Below are 15,291 nucleotides of genomic sequence, written 5' to 3'. Positions count from 1 at the left end.
TAGTGCAACGAAGATTTTTGGATGTATAATAGCTTTGTATATTTAAAGATGAACGGTGGAGACAGATGCGTAATTATAATGAAAAAATCAGCATATATCATGGAATGGTTTCGACTGTTGCGACAAACTTGGCAAGCAATTATTTTCCCATCTTTGCCATTTCCATCCTTGGTGCAAGCAATTATCAGGTCGGATTAATCAGTTCTCTGCCGCCGCTTGTCGCCCTCATTATGACCATACCTGCTGCCGTTATCTTAAATCGGTTGGAAGAGCAAAAGAAAACCGTTTCCTTGTCGGTTCTTTGGGCAAGGGTATTGTTTTTATTGCTCATTGGTGTGGTTTATTTGCAGTCATCCATGCAGGCATGGACCTTTTTATTGATTATTGCCTTAATGAATGTTCCTGGTACCATTTCAAACGTAGGCTGGCAGACATTAATCAGCGGAATGATTTCCGAAGAACGAAGAGGTACATTTTTTAGCGACCGTAACCGGCTTTTAACGTTGGTAGGAATGATAACAACACTGATTATCGGAATTGTCATGAAGAAAGAAACAGATAACGCGGCTGCATACCAGACCTTATTTTTTATGGCCTTTGCCTTTGGTGTACTGGAAGTTGTTTTTTTGATGAAGCATAAGGAAACGATACAGCCTAAACAGGTGAAGGAACCGAAGAATTCTTCGATGGATTGGTCAATTTTTAAGGACCGGGGCTATAAATGGTTTCTGATTGCTGCCCTTTGTTTTAATTTCACTTGGCAAATGGCTTGGGGTCTATTCAATATTTATAACGTAAAATATGCTCATGCCACGATTCTGTGGATTAGTATTTTCTCTGTTGCGAATCAGCTAGTACAAATTTTTTCCTATCCGCTCTGGAAAAAATGGGCGGATCAAAAATCCAATACATTAATGCTCGTGTGGGTGGCAGCTGGAATGGCTACTGCGCCTTTCTTAAATGCTCTATCTACGAACCTTTATTATTTAACGTTTGTCAGCATGACTTCGGGATTCTTTGTATCAGGGACCGTGCTGCTGTTGTTTAACCTATTGCTTGAGCAATCACCGAAGGAAAAGAGAACCTATTGCATCACCACCTACAACGTTCTCCTCTCCTTCGTCGCCTTCATCGCACCGCAAATCGGCATCTGGCTGCTCGAAATCGGGGGAATCATCACCGCCCTAAACATCAGCACCGTATTTAGATTCATGAGCGCCCTCGTCTTTCTGCTCATGTACATGAAATCCTTAAAGCAGTCATTGAGGGTATCACAATGAAGGTGTCATTGAAGGGTGTCAATAAAGGTGTCAAGCACCGCGCGTGGACATTGTCCACCTTAGAGGGACACATAAATGTTAAAAAAGTTAGGGTTTCCTGTCCTAACTTTTTTTGTTTTTAATACTAGTAATAGAAGATTATTTTTAGTGTCACAAAGCGGGATTATTCATAATGTAAACGTAGGCTGATATCTGATTTCGGGGGGAAAGGAAAATGATTCGGATCAATAATCAGGTTGTTAAGGCTGAGGAGCTTTATAAACAAATCACCAACCAAGAACAGCGGAACATTTTAAAACAAATGACTGCTTATGAAGAGGTTTATTCGTATCAAACCGTGGAGCAGCTTAAATTCGAACTGACTTTTCGCTCTAATACGATGAGGGCGGCACGTGAATTAAACAAAAGCGGCGCGATATTTACAACCTTTACCTATGCAATCTGCAATAAAAAATATTGGGACCGGCTCGGCAACGGAGGGTTCCTACTGAAGCCAGGGGCAAGTCCTTCGACTGCTATTCTAGACATCTTAAAAAACGGAAAGCTATATGCTTTTGAGTGTTCTACTGCTATAGCCATTGTTTTATATATTGCTACCCTTTATTCAATTGGCAGAACACGGTTTGATCTGATGTTTGAACGCCTATATTTAATGGACTGGCAATTTGATGAGGATTTGCCGATCTACCAAAAATTCGGTGATGATTATTTACCGGGAGATGCTCTTCATTTCAATAATCCTGATTTCAGTCCAAAAGAGCCTCATTGGAGAGCGGAAAATGTCATCTATTTTGGCGACGATCAATACTATGGCCATGGAATCGGAATCCGAAACGCCAAAGTCATCATAGACTTCCTAAACAAAAAACGAAAACCCAGCCCCAACCACTCAGCCTACCTGATGAACATGATATCACGCCCAAATTATTCATATTTTCTAACATATCAGTAATGGTTTCAGGCACCGCGCGTGGACATTTGTCTACTTAAGGTGCCTGACCATGACATCAAGATTATTATTTATTAAAAGTTAATATAGGCATCTTCTGGTTTGATATCTTTATTGATGATTTTGGTATCCTTTAGCCATTTAGCAGCATGTTCCCAGACTCCAGAATCCTGGTAGCCGAATGGTTTATCTCCTGCATCCATCAACGGCAGCAGAATTTCGAGGCTCTTCGTCTCGATGTCCTTTTCCAGTGGCGATGATTTGTCTTCATGCTTTAATAGAATGGACAGCCCCTCTTCCGGATGGTCCGCAACATATTTTTGTCCATCTCTTACGGCAGCCATAAACTTCTTAAATACTTCAGGTTTTTCCTTTAACCCTTTTTCACTTCCTACCAGCACCAATTCATAATAGTCTGGTACACCATAATCTGCTGGATTTAACGTACGCATTGGGTGTCCCTCTTTATCAAGCAATAATTTCTCATGATTGATATAACCGCCAATCAAGGCATCGGTTTTTTTCGTAGCCATCGCCGGAATCAAGTCCCAGCCGACATCGACCATTTTTATCTTTCCAGCATCTCCGCCATCTGTCTTTACCATCGTTTGAATGATCGCCTCATCTAAGGGAATCGATGGATAGCCGATGGTCCGTCCAGCCAAATCCTTCGGTGATTGAATCGGGCTATCGGCTGCAACCATTAATTGGTTAAGCGGATGTCTAACGAGAGCAGCGAATGACCGGACAGGAATATCCTCTCCACGTGCTACTAATACCTGCGGCTGGTAACTGATCGCCATGTCAAATTTACCAGCGGCCACAAGTTTTAAAGGATCGTTCGTGTCTGCAGGCATTTGAATGTCGACATCCAGTCCTTGTTTTTTGAAATAGCCCTTTTCCTGTGCTGCAAAAAGAAACGAGTGAACGGCATTCGGATACCAGTCAAGCATCAAACTGACTTTCTGGAGGCCCTCCTCTTTAACGGGGGACTTATCGGCCCCTGCCTTCCCGCATGCGCTAACTAACAGAAGCAGCAAACTCACCATAACCAATAAACTTTTTTTCACAATAATAACTTCCTTTCAGCAAATTAACGAATCTTATTTTTTATTAACTTTTTTTCTAGTAAGCTTATAAACAAAAACAATACAATTCCCATTAAAGAAAGCAGAAAAATAGCTGCAAAGACCGAATCTGACTGGAGATTTGAAGACATCCTCCGGCTAAAATAGCCCAGCCCTTCACTTGCCCCCAGCCACTCTCCGATAGTGGCGCCGACGACACAATAAACCACCGCCATCTTCAAACCGGACATGATGGATGGCAAGGCCATCGGAACCTGCACCTTTTTAAAAATTGTCCAGCGTCCGGCCCCCATTGTTAACAGTAATTCACGATATTCGCTTCCGCCCGCCTTCAACCCGTCATAAGTACTCACAACGATTGGGAAAAAAGCTACCAATATTGTCACAGCAACCTTGCTCCATATAGTGTAGCCGAACCACATGATAAAAATCGGCGAAATGGCAATCATCGGGATCGTTTGAGAGATGATTAGAAAAGGATAAAGCACTTTTTCTAATATCTTAGAAAAATGCATACTAACGCCTAAAAGCAGCCCTCCTATAAGCGAAAGTCCAAAGCCAATCAAAACCTCTAAGAATGTCGCCGGTAAATGCTCGCCCAAAAGAATCTCACGATTATTCACAAGTGACTCGCCGATTGCCGTAGGTGCAGGCAATATAAATGAAGGCACCATTCCTGCTTCAACTACCCACTGCCAAATACTGATTAAACAAATGGCCGTCAGCAAAAACAAACCGTATTCTCCGGCCCATCTTTTCCATTTACTCCTCATGTTGTATCAGCCGCTCCAATTCTTTACGCATCGAAATAAACTCTGGTTGATAAATAGATTCTGAATTTCGTGGTCTTGGCAGGTTGACCTTGTATTCCAGGACTCCTCTATTTTGAAGGAGAAGAATTCTATCGCTTAATAAAATTGCCTCCTCGAGATCATGTGTGATGAACAGGACGGTCTTTTGAAGCTCACCCCATAGCCCCAATAACCAGCTATGCATGGTTCGTTTCGTTAACGAATCCAGCGCCCCAAACGGTTCATCCAACAATAAAAGTTCCCTGCCTGTCATAATGGTCCGTAAAAAGGCGACACGCTGTTTCATTCCCCCTGATAATTCATCTGGATAAGCATTCTCATATTCCTTAAGCCCAAAACGGGATAACCAAGCACGGATTTCGTGTGACTTTTCCCGCTTGTCCTCTTTCGCGATTTCTGAGGGCAACAGCACGTTTTCCATTACCGTCCGCCAAGGCAGCAGTAAATCTTTTTGCGGCATATAGCCAACTTTTCCTAGTCTGCCTAAGGATAGATTCCCAGCAATTTGTATTTTTCCCTGGCCCGGTTTAAGCAGTCCGGTAATTAATTTAAAAAGTGTACTTTTCCCTGACCCGCTTGGGCCAATAAGGGAAACAAACTCCCCCGCCTTTAAATCGAGCGAAAGCTGTTGAAAAATCGGCTGCATATCCCTATCAAACGTATATGTTAAATCTTCGATGTGTAACATATTTGAATTAGACAGGCCAATCTCCTCCCTCATAGACCATGTCCCAGAACATATACTCAAACCTGGATGTGGTGAGAAAATGCTCTTCTAAAACCGCCAATTCTCGCTCTGGTTTTCCTTCCGTTAATTTATCTAACAAATCGATTAGCCAGAGAGCCAGCGACCCAAATTCATCAGAAGAGTACATTTTCACCCAGTCGCCGTATAATAGATGATCGCTAGAGTTTTGATAGTTTTCTGCTAGCATTTTACCGATTTCCCAATAGCTCCACATACATGGCAGCAGACTTGATATTAATTCCTCCAAAGAACCATTTTGAGCCACATTTAACATGTAGCGGGTGTAAGCTAAATTAATCGGAGTAGGTTCGGTGCCTTCAAGATCCTGTTCCGTAATTCCAAACCGTTTCGCATACTCGCGGTGCAGGTCCATTTCACCATGTAAGGTTTCATCTAAAAGCTTTGCAAAAGCTGCCATGGTCTCAACATCTCTCGCCTTCACCGTTCCAAACGCAAACAACTTTGAATAGTCAATAAGAAACACATAGTCCTGCTTCATATAGCGGATAAAAGATTCGACCGGAAGATCGCCACGTCCCAACCCGACTACGAATGGATGCTCATGTGTTTTCTCCCAAATTCCCTTAACTTTTTCAAAAAGCCGATCAGAAAAACTCATTGGCTTTACTCCTCCTTTCGTGTGTTGCACCAGACAGCAATAAATTGAGCTAACACTTTTGTAAAGTCTAACAATTGCCGAATCTCGACCTTCTCATTAACAGCATGGGCATCCTCTAGTTTTCCCGGCCCAAAAATAACTGTCGGAATTCCTGCACGGCCAAGCCAGCCTGCATCTGTTACCGTCGTAGACATATCCAGTACAGGCTTTTTCATAAGCGTTTTTTCAAAGGAGCTTGCCAGCATTCGGGTTCCTGAATGGTCCACATCAAGCTCCAAGGAAGGAAATATTTCACCACGATCGATTATCATAGATTTACCGCCCCAAACAAATTCCGGTGGATTGTCACGAAGCCATGGATCCGCAGCTGCCACTGCACCAATATGCTGCTCAATCTCCTTTATAATCTCTTCGTAATCTTCATTTGGGTAGAAATGAACGGTAACCCACAAGGAGCAGCGGTCGGCAACAAACGCAGCATGCCTTCCGCCCTCGATTACAGCAGGATTAATTGTATTCATACCTGGTGGAAAACCTTCGTAACTTTTTGTCACAGCCCAGTGGCGTTCAAGGTCTTGAAGGCCTTCGATGATTTTCGTCATTTTTTCAATCGCACTGGCACCATTGATGCCTCCGCCGGCATGAATCAGCCTTCTCCTCATCCCATCATGATAGGTTTCTTTGCTTTGAATCGTTATCCAGCCGGTTATGACGCCGCCCTGCCCTTGAATATGTAAATCGCTTGTGTCAACTACCACTGCATAGTCAGCAGAATAGCCCCTTTCCAAACAAGCAAGCGTTCCTGCCTCGCCAACTTCTTCTCCAATTACAGACTGAAATTGCAAATCTCCTTTAAGCGCAACCCCAAGCTCTTTTAAAAGTTTTATAGCAATGAGGGATGCGGCAATACCGCCTTTCATGTCGGCAACACCGCGTCCATATATATAAGAATCCTTGATTCTGGCAGAAAACGGGGCCGCCCCCCATTCCTTCTCGTCGCCAACTTCAGCAACATCCACATGTCCATTGACAATTAAGCTTCTATATTGCTCAGAGGATTCACCCTTTAAAATTCCAACCACATTCGAATCCCCAGGATATACTTCCCACATATCGGTTTGAAATCCCATGTCTCCTAAATAGCTTTTAAGAAACTCCTGGATTCCCGTTGTATTCCGGGCCGGTGGACTTTCAGTCCGAAACGCAATTAGGTCGCTCAAAAGTTTAAGCAGTTCGGCTTCCCTAGCTTCCACTTCTTGTCCGATCGTTTCTATTAAATTTTCCAGACCAACCATTCCTAAAGCCTCCTAAATTCATTCTAGGTTTTAAAAAAATAACACCCACTCTTTATAGCAAAGGTAAGAGTGGGTTCTGATCGTTCCACTTCCCTCCGCTGGAATCATCCAGTTCAGGTTCAAAGGGTTCGGAGCTGTGCCCATCTCAAGCCTTTTAGGCTTCCCCCAGTGAAGGTTCTATTTAGTTACTGTGATATTTTTCTCGCCAAGCCGCACTTTCTTCCTTAAGAAAATCGTTAAAATCACAAATCCAAGCAGTGCTCCGGCAAAGGAACTGAAAATAAATAATGGGATAAACCCGAATAGAGTTGCTTTCTGCCCGAGGATTAGGGTTGCAATAGGATAGGAAAGCAATGCTCCAAGAATTCCCGTCCCAATAACTTCTCCTATAACAGCAAAATAGATTTTTCTAGTTTTCCAAAATAATAGTCCGGCTAGCAATGCCCCGACCATGCTTCCAGGAAACGCAAAAAGCGAACCTGTGCCCATCATATTCCGAAGCAGGGAAACACAAAAGGCCTGGGCCACGGCATAATAGGGGCCCAACAGAACCGCGGAAAGAACGTTTAAAAAATGCTGCATTGGAAAAACCTTTGTAAAACCAATCGGAATCACGACCAAATTACTTGAAAGAGTCCCCATCGCAATCATCATGGCAGTTAACGTAAGCTTATACGTTTTTTTCATGATCTCTTCACTCCCCTACACTTTTTCGCAAAGCCTTTGCAGCTAAGTGCGGTGAATCGGCAAGGCTGATGGCGGTAATAACTGAAACGCCATCCGCTCCGGCTTCCACGACAGTTGCCGCATTTTCACTTGTAATCCCGCCAATTCCAATAATCGGTACAGCAATTCCTTGACTTCGCAGTTCCTCGATCAGTGCAGTCCCTCTTGATGGCTTTGCATCGGCCTTCGTTTTTGTTGGATAAACCGGTCCAATTCCGAAATAATCGGCACCAGCGCTAAGTGCTGCTTCGGCCTCCTCCGGCGTATGAACGGATACACCAAGAATTTTATTATCGCCAATTTGATTTCTGACTGTTACAGCCGGTTCATCCTCCTGACCAATATGAACCCCATCTGCGTCAAGCGCGATTGCCAGTTCAAGATCATCATTAACGATAAACGGAATTCTGTGTTCTTTGCATAGGCTTTGCAGTTTTTTCGCAAGAGCATATTTTTCTTCCCCGATTAAAGCCCCTTCGCCTTTTTCCCGAAATTGAAAAAAGGTAATTCCTCCGGCGATGGCTTCTTTCAATACCTCAACCGGGTCCTTCCTGCAATTGGCTGTTCCCATAATAAAATATACTTTCAAGGCTTCCCGTAAGTTTATCATGATTGGACCATCTCCATGATTCTTTTCCGGTAAGCCCCATGGTTTGTCGGCCCATGTCCCTGTCCAATCGCAATCCCATCTTCAATTGCAGCCTGAATAAAATCCTTCGCCTTGATGACCGCTTGATATACATCTGCTCCCTTAGCCAGTTCAGCAGTAATCGCTGCTGAAAAAGTGCAGCCAGTGCCGTGTGTGTTCTTAGTCGGAATTCGCTTACTCGTAAAAGTATAGAATTCTTTTCCTTCGAAGAGGAGATCTGTTGATTCTGAAGGGTTTTCATCATGGCCGCCTTTCAGCACAACGTTTTGCACCCCTAAGGCATGTAATTTTTTTGCTGCCTCCTGCTTATCTTCTGCTGTACGTATAGACATCCCGGTTAGGACCTCAGCCTCTGGAATATTCGGGGTAACCACTTTGGCAAGCGGCATTAAAAATTTCTTCATCGCAGAAATTGCTTCAATTTGCAGCAAGGAAGCCCCGCCTTTTGCGATCATTACAGGATCGACAACAACATTATCCCAATGATATTTTGTAAGATTAACAGATACAGCTTCAATAATTTCAGCATTAAATAACATACCCGTTTTCACCGCATCAGTCCCCATGTCCTCACCGATGGCTTTCATCTGTTCGATAACCGCCTCTGCTGTCATTGGATAAACTCCATGGACACCTAATGTATTTTGCGCTGTAACAGCGGTTAATGCGGACATGCCAAAAACCTCTAACTCCTGAAACGTTTTTAGGTCCGCCTGAATTCCGGCTCCACCGCCAGAATCGGAACCTGCAATCGTTAACGCCTTTTTCATTATTGCCCTCCTCCTGTTAATTTTTTTATGGAAGAATAAAGATTGATGTCATCTGCAGCAACCTTCGAAAGCTGGTTCAAAAATTCGATTTGAAAGCTTCCTGGGCCTGATTCCACCGTTAGTTCCGCCGCCTTTTCTGCGGCTATTCCGTATATCGAGACTGCAGCAACAGATGCCTGCAGTAAATCCTTCTCCACCCCGGTAAATGCACCAATAACGGAGGTTAATAGACAACCAGTACCTGTCACTTTTGTTAACAATGGATGTCCATTAGCCACAACATAAGTGGTACTCCCATTCGTAACGACATCTTCCTTCCCTGTAATGACGACGATACAGTTTAATTTTTCGGCAGCAGTCATGGCGAGATCGGTAATATTACCATTTGTGCTTCCCGCATCGACACCTTTGATTTCCCATTTCTCTCCAACGACATTGGCAATTTCAGCGGCGTTCCCTCGAATTATGGATACTCTTAGTTCCCTCATGATCCTTTGCGCTGTTTCCGTCCGATAAGGGGTTGCCCCTGCACCCACCGGGTCAAAAATAACCGGAATACCTTGTTCATTGGCCGCCTTCCCTGCCAAAATCATCGAATCTACCGTTTGTGAATTTAAAGTGCCAATATTTAAAACTAGTGAACTGGCGATCCGTGCCATATCTGCGGCTTCCTCAGCAGCATTGGCCATTACCGGTGATGCCCCTAAAGCCAAAAGTCCATTCGCTGTAAAATTGGTTACCACTAAATTCGTAATATTATGTACAAGCGGTTTTACTTCTCTTACTTTTTGCAACGTTTCAAACAAGTTGTTTTTAAGCAAATCCTTCTCCTCCTTTTAAAAAATAAAAAAAACCAGACCCTCATAAAGGACCTGGTTAAGTTAAGTAAGAAACCGTAAAAATTAAACATGGTCTACTTTCCTACGCTGGTATTATCCAGTTCAGGTCCGAAGGGTTAAAAACTAGCCGTTTTCTCTCAGCCCGCTAACAGGGCACCCCTAGTAGTTACATCAAATATGAAATTATCATCAGAATAAACCTAAGAATCTTTTTTGTAAAGAAAAATATCTTAAAAATACTTTTGTTTAACCCGCTTCTAAAAACTCCGAAATACTCGATTTCCGAAATTTGTACTTATTAGCTCTCTTTCGCAAGCTCCATCAATTCTTTAAGATCATTTGTAAAACCCTTTACCGCACGGTTATTCACTACCGTAACAGGAACACCGAGAAAACCGTATTTTTCCACTTCCTTTTGATACTCAGGATTTTCTGCCACATTTCTTGTCTCAAAAGGAATTCCTTCTTCAGTCAGGACTTTCTTAACCATTGTGCATTCGATACAGTCGTTGGTGGTATAAACAATTACTTGTTTGCTCAAGATAAAATTCTCCCCTGTCCGATTATGTCTAACATACACAATATTCATTTTACCTACAAAAAGCAATTTAAATGATTATATGCCAAATGATTTATATAAAGGCAAACAGTGGGAATACAGCTTCATGTCGGGTCATGTCGTTTTGTACATCACTCTAGCGACCTCACAACTCGAGAAATGTCACTTCATGCGCTTTCCCAAGGAATAAACACAATAATTTCCCATCACAAAACAGCCTATTCAACCAAAAACCACGAAAAAACAAAAAAATAACCGTCAAAAAATGACGGTTTAAACGATTGATCACCCATTATTTTACAATTCATTCGCCTCAGGTGGACAATTTGCCAAAATGTCTTTTTGTGGTGTCTGACACCCATTTTCTTTTCATAAACCTTTCGAGCAATTTAGGAAGAATTTTTTTTCGCCTTGTTACGAGTGTTGTTACTATTGCTTTTTTTTCGTCTTTTGTGACGCCCCATTCTTCCGGGATAAGCTCAACAATTTCTTCTATTAATAAAATGGGGATTGTTTGAATAATTTCCAGGTGCTCATAAAATATTTTTTCATCCTCGATATAGGCCGACATCAATTCATGTGTGGCACTTTTTAATAAATCGGCAGGGAGATTATCTACATCCTCCTGGGTCCAATTATAGGAACCAAAAACCTCTGCCTGGTCTATCATCCATAGCTTATACGCTCCTGAACCTGAGGCAACTTCTTGAAAAAGAACATTCATACGAGTCCGATCACGATTAAACAGCCAATAATCAAATGCAATAATACCCGCTAATGACTGGTGGTTAACAATAGAAGAAATTTTTGAAACCTTGTGGCCATCCAGACAATCGGGAATAAACAAAGATGCAAATTGGTATTGGGTGTGTCCCAACTCGGCAAGTTCAGGCACCTGTAACGAGAATTCCTCCGGAATTTCTACGATTCTGCCAAATGGAATTGGCAATCCTAGATATCGCCCAAGGCAGTAGGCGACCCATTCATTGGGCAAAGATCTTTCAAAGCCTTGCTGAAAAAATTTCACCACATACTCCCTGCCATCATCAAACATGATTAAATGAGCGTTCGATTTTCCTTGTAATTTTTTCTGATATGACACAGGTTTAATCAAGTCGCCTCCACCTCCCCATCTCCATTCCTCTCCAATTGAATGAATGATTTTAATAAGTGAACGTATTGATCCGCGACCACGTGGATGGCAAAATTCTCTTCCACCCGACGAACTGCAGCTTCCGACATTTTTCGATGCATGTCGGGATTATCTACAATCTCATAGATTTGCTTGGCTGCATCGTCGACGTTTTGGCCCCGATAAAGCAAGCCTGTCTCACCATTTACCACCAGTTCGTTAATTGGCATGATGTTCGAAGCCACAACAGGAACCCCGCACACCATCGATTCAATAAAAGTATTCCCGAACGATTCCGACTTCGTGGTCGCTAGGGTGCAGCCACCCGATTCGCGAATTTTGGCATAGACATGCGGCATCTGCTGGTACGGAATAACGGGAAACCATTTCACAATGTCAGTTAGTTCCCCGTCATTCCAAGCGGCAGCAAATTCTTCCCGCTGGACGCTTTGTGCACCGCCAATGAGCCAGAATTCTATATCATCACGTTCACGTTTTATTTTCTCGGCGACCTCCAATAGCATCGGCCAATTCTTCCGCCTATCAGTCCGGCCTATCCAACCGACAATTTTTTTACCATGCTGGTTAAGAGGCAGGCTTGCAAAATCGATTTCCTCCACAGGCAATGCCCGAAAAAAAGACGTATCGACTCCGTTGTATATAACGTGAATAGGGATATCCTCTGTAAGAATGGAAACAAGCCTTTTCTGATAATGGGAAGGAACAATGATTAGTTTGGGCTCGATTCCTTTGAAGGTTTTCAAGTGCGGCATCAATTTGATAAGCTCGGGGGTTCTGGCCTCTATTAATATAGGACCTTCGTATTTCGCTTTTCGAATCCACTTGTAGGCAGCACCGGTGTCGACTACGATGATGGCATCATATCCATTTTCTTTGATAATGTTAATAATCTCCTTGTCGTCCTTCGTTAAATAAACTTTAGCCACATCCTGCATAATATGAAGGCCGCCGTGGTCCGTTGTATAGAGAAATTCGGTTTCAATTCCATGTTTTTTAAAATAAATGGCTCGATTTCGCCAACCGGCATTTACTCCTCCTACAGTGAGCAAGCGCCAGATGACCAATATCTTCATGTTCGCTTCACCTCTCTTTTTAATAGGTTTGTAGTTTACCTTTTGTGTCTTTTTTTATCTTTTTCATGCTTGTTACGCTTACGATCTTTATCATGATGACCTTTACTGTGGTGACGATCTTTTTTTCGGTCATCATAACTGTATCCTTCATATCGGCGGGAGCGTTTATCCTTATTTTTCTTGCTGCCCTCTTTCACTGGGTAATTCTTCTCAAAACTTTGTTCACGTTTATCCCAGTACTCATCAATCTTTTCCATAACTACTTCTGGGTCAGTACCCCGGGCCAGCATGGTTTTAATCCATTCTTCCTTAAAAACCTTGTACATTAACCCTTCAAGCTGTAATACGTATTTTTTTTCGTTGTCTACTATTAAATTCTTTTCACTTAATTTTTTTAAAGTTTTTTTGTTGGATTTCTGCTTGAGTATAATTTCATAAATATGACGTGAAAGTTCTTCCATTCGGATGAAGTTCTGCCATTCCTCATATAAGTCAGGCGATAATGCTTGTACATGGGATAAAAATACTTCTTTATACTCTTTCCCTAAGGAATTAATTAATTTTCTAGGATAAGGGTAAACACGGTCGCGCCATACGGTCCTCGCGACATCAATCACCTTTAAGCTCCCGTCCTCCTGTAAATAGATTTGCCGTTTATGATGGTCTATCCGTTCATAACCTATCTTTTTAAAAGTAATGAGCATGTCTATTAGTTTTGCAGAGAGTTCCTCCGTTAATGGCTGTGATTGCAAATATTCCCGCAAATCAACCCCTTTGATAATCTCCATTGCGATGTAAAGGTTTCCTTTTGCATATACTCGCGGTAAAAGGGTGGTCTGTTGGCCAAGCGATAAAGCATAATACTCCCGTTCACAATCCTCTTCATTTCCAAACACCTTAACGCAAATGTCATTAGTATAGTGAAAAACTGCTCCCTGCCTGCCCTTACCAATCATCGTCAACAGGGTATTATTCACAACCTCCACATCTGCATTCGGTACATTTTGGACGCTAATGCCGCTCAATATATTTTCGAGATGCTTAATATTCATTTATTTCCTCCCTCCTGTATTTTTTAAAATATGCCATTAGGCATGAAGCATAATTCATTAATATTACCTCCACATAACGATAACCATCCAAAATTTTAACAACATCTGCCTCTTCTAATAGTTAATTCATATTAGCTGTAAATGGTTAAGGCTTGTATCCTATAAATGTGAAAGTAATTTTTGTAAATAGTATTTTTTCATAAAAAAAACCTTGATAACTCAAGGTTTTTTTGGAAAACGAAATTCCTTGGCTTATAGAATTAAAAATGCAATTGGTGCTGTAATTAGGATCGTCAGGACTACTCGTTCGAACCAGATGACCACAAGTTTGCCGACTGTAAGTGGTATTTCAGTTGAAAGGATACATGGTACCACTGCTGAGAAGAAAATGATGGAAGAAACGGACACAACAGCAATGACAAACTTTGTAACAAGTGCAGCCTTTGTTACTAAAAGTGCCGGTAAGAACATTTCGGCAATACTTAAAGCACTGGCTTTTGAAGCAAGCATGGCATCCGGTAGCTGCACGAGCTTTGCGAAAGGATAGAAAATATAGCCAAGCCAATCAAAAACTGGGGTAAATTCCGCTAAAACAAGACCCAGCAAGCCAACTGACATGATCGAAGGAAGAATCCCCATTGTCATGACAAAGCCGTCTTTTAGGTTGTCCCAAATGTTTTTACCAAGACTAGGAGACTCGTTTGCAGTTACCATCGCTTCTTTCCATGCAGTCTTCACTCTGTCTTTCTTAATGATAACCTCTACGTCACCCTCCATATCTTGATAATAGGAATCACTCATTTTGGATAATGGCCAAATACGGACTGTGATAGCGGTTACGATGAATGTTACGATAAATGTTACCCAGAAATAGGCATTCCAAATGTTCATTATATCCAGCGTTTTGGCAACAACGATCATAAAGGTGGCTGAAACAGTAGAAAATCCCGTTGCAATAATTGCTGCTTCTTTAATAGTATATTTTCCTTCTTTAAAAACACGGTTGGTAATTAATAATCCAATTGAGTAGCTTCCTACAAAGGATGCCACTGCATCAATAGCAGAACGTCCAGGTGTCTTCCAAATCGGTTTCATCACCGGCTGCATAAAGATTCCGACAAATTCAAGCAATCCATAGCCGACCAATAAAGCCAGAAATACGGAGCCGATTGGTACCAGCAAGCCAACTGAAATGACTAACTTGTTAAATAAAAACGGTGCCATATTTGGGTCAAAAAACCACTTAGGGCCAACATTAAATACAAGCATCACACCTGCCACAAAACCAAACACTTTGAGGATTGAAAAGACTAATGTTACCGTGTCTTTTTTCCAAGTGCCTTTAATAAATGGGTAAACAGCACCCAATAAAATCACGAGCAATGCATAATATGGCAGAACTCCTGGAGCCGCCGTTTGAATGTAGGAAACAATGTGGTCCAGCATGATAGATGATTTCCCATTTACTGTTACTGGAATAAAAAAGACAAAAATACCAATGGCACTATAAACAAAAAACTTCACGATATTCATCATGTTGCTGTTCTGTAATTCCGGCTGTACAGCCTTTACTTGTTCAACTGAATGATTTGCCATACTCCATCCCCCTTGAAATAAACTTCCTTTAGTTCATTAAAGTACAAAACCAAAAAATTAAGTATTTGTCCACCTGAGGTGGA

Annotated in this window: 16 protein-coding genes and 2 riboswitches; of the genes, 2 read left to right on the top strand and 14 right to left on the bottom strand. The window is 42.0% G+C overall.

What is annotated here, in order from left to right; all coding sequences use genetic code 11:
- Window positions 1–65 precede the first annotated feature (65 nt).
- Window positions 66–1,280 carry an MFS transporter gene (locus ACZ5B7_RS12810; protein WP_464494023.1) on the top strand — a complete coding sequence of 405 codons (1,215 nt, stop codon included), beginning with the start codon at window positions 66–68 and terminating at the stop codon, window positions 1,278–1,280.
- 214 nt (window positions 1,281–1,494) lie between these two features.
- Entirely contained in the window at window positions 1,495–2,232 is a 738-nt protein-coding gene (locus ACZ5B7_RS12805; protein WP_464494022.1) for a protein-glutamine gamma-glutamyltransferase, read from the top strand.
- Window positions 2,233–2,303: 71 nt separating this feature from the next.
- Here the strand turns inward: ACZ5B7_RS12805 and ACZ5B7_RS12800 are convergent, their stop codons facing one another.
- The 14 genes from ACZ5B7_RS12800 to ACZ5B7_RS12735 all read right to left on the bottom strand — a co-directional run bounded on the left by ACZ5B7_RS12800 (window position 2,304) and on the right by ACZ5B7_RS12735 (window position 15,148).
- Window positions 2,304–3,299 (bottom strand): ABC transporter substrate-binding protein, encoded by a 996-nt coding sequence (locus tag ACZ5B7_RS12800; RefSeq protein ID WP_464494021.1) that lies wholly within the window; start codon window positions 3,297–3,299, stop codon window positions 2,304–2,306.
- 23 nt (window positions 3,300–3,322) lie between these two features.
- Window positions 3,323–4,090 carry an ABC transporter permease gene (locus ACZ5B7_RS12795; RefSeq protein ID WP_464494020.1) on the bottom strand — a complete coding sequence of 256 codons (768 nt, stop codon included), beginning with the start codon at window positions 4,088–4,090 and terminating at the stop codon, window positions 3,323–3,325.
- Complete coding sequence (locus ACZ5B7_RS12790) at window positions 4,080–4,850, bottom strand: ABC transporter ATP-binding protein (protein WP_464494019.1); 771 nt, start codon at window positions 4,848–4,850, stop codon at window positions 4,080–4,082. The genes ACZ5B7_RS12795 and ACZ5B7_RS12790 overlap by 11 nt, the downstream gene beginning before the upstream one ends.
- The gene (gene tenA, locus ACZ5B7_RS12785; RefSeq protein WP_464494018.1) at window positions 4,825–5,496 is read right to left on the bottom strand and encodes a thiaminase II; all 672 of its coding nucleotides are present in this window, start codon (window positions 5,494–5,496) and stop codon (window positions 4,825–4,827) included. Before tenA ends, ACZ5B7_RS12790 begins: the two co-directional genes overlap by 26 nt.
- A 5-nt stretch (window positions 5,497–5,501) precedes the next feature.
- Complete coding sequence (locus ACZ5B7_RS12780; RefSeq protein ID WP_464494017.1) at window positions 5,502–6,791, bottom strand: acetylornithine deacetylase; 1,290 nt, start codon at window positions 6,789–6,791, stop codon at window positions 5,502–5,504.
- Between the two features lie 73 nt (window positions 6,792–6,864).
- Window positions 6,865–6,968: riboswitch (TPP riboswitch) on the bottom strand.
- On the bottom strand, window positions 6,969–7,478 hold the full coding sequence (gene thiW, locus ACZ5B7_RS12775) for an energy coupling factor transporter S component ThiW (RefSeq protein ID WP_464494016.1): 510 nt from the start codon (window positions 7,476–7,478) through the stop codon (window positions 6,969–6,971).
- Window positions 7,479–7,485: 7 nt separating this feature from the next.
- Window positions 7,486–8,127 (bottom strand): thiamine phosphate synthase, encoded by a 642-nt coding sequence (gene thiE / locus ACZ5B7_RS12770; protein WP_464494015.1) that lies wholly within the window; start codon window positions 8,125–8,127, stop codon window positions 7,486–7,488.
- Window positions 8,124–8,936, bottom strand: a complete 813-nt coding sequence (gene thiD / locus ACZ5B7_RS12765) for a bifunctional hydroxymethylpyrimidine kinase/phosphomethylpyrimidine kinase (RefSeq protein WP_464494014.1) — start codon at window positions 8,934–8,936, stop codon at window positions 8,124–8,126. The genes thiE and thiD overlap by 4 nt, the downstream gene beginning before the upstream one ends.
- Entirely contained in the window at window positions 8,936–9,757 is an 822-nt protein-coding gene (gene thiM, locus ACZ5B7_RS12760) for a hydroxyethylthiazole kinase (RefSeq protein WP_464494013.1), read from the bottom strand. Before thiM ends, thiD begins: the two co-directional genes overlap by 1 nt.
- Window positions 9,758–9,837: 80 nt before the next feature.
- Window positions 9,838–9,946, bottom strand: a riboswitch (TPP riboswitch).
- Between the two features lie 127 nt (window positions 9,947–10,073).
- Window positions 10,074–10,316: a glutaredoxin family protein gene (locus tag ACZ5B7_RS12755; RefSeq protein ID WP_213140258.1), complete on the bottom strand. Its 243-nt coding sequence runs from the start codon at window positions 10,314–10,316 to the stop codon at window positions 10,074–10,076.
- A 331-nt stretch (window positions 10,317–10,647) separates the two neighbouring features.
- A complete protein-coding gene (locus tag ACZ5B7_RS12750) occupies window positions 10,648–11,448 on the bottom strand; it encodes a HipA family kinase (RefSeq protein WP_464494012.1) in 801 nt (266 codons plus the stop codon).
- Window positions 11,445–12,560, bottom strand: coding sequence for a glycosyltransferase family 4 protein (locus tag ACZ5B7_RS12745; protein WP_464494011.1), 1,116 nt, complete (start codon window positions 12,558–12,560; stop codon window positions 11,445–11,447). The genes ACZ5B7_RS12750 and ACZ5B7_RS12745 overlap by 4 nt, the downstream gene beginning before the upstream one ends.
- Window positions 12,561–12,595: 35 nt before the next feature.
- The gene (locus ACZ5B7_RS12740; protein WP_464494010.1) at window positions 12,596–13,612 is read right to left on the bottom strand and encodes an RIO2 family protein; all 1,017 of its coding nucleotides are present in this window, start codon (window positions 13,610–13,612) and stop codon (window positions 12,596–12,598) included.
- Between the two features lie 252 nt (window positions 13,613–13,864).
- Window positions 13,865–15,148, bottom strand: a complete 1,284-nt coding sequence (locus tag ACZ5B7_RS12735) for a YjiH family protein (protein ID WP_423802616.1) — start codon at window positions 15,146–15,148, stop codon at window positions 13,865–13,867.
- Between the last annotated feature and the right edge of the window lie 143 nt (window positions 15,149–15,291).

The organism is Neobacillus sp. S1115 (assembly GCF_055385565.1).
This window is presented reverse-complemented; position numbering and strand designations above follow the sequence as displayed.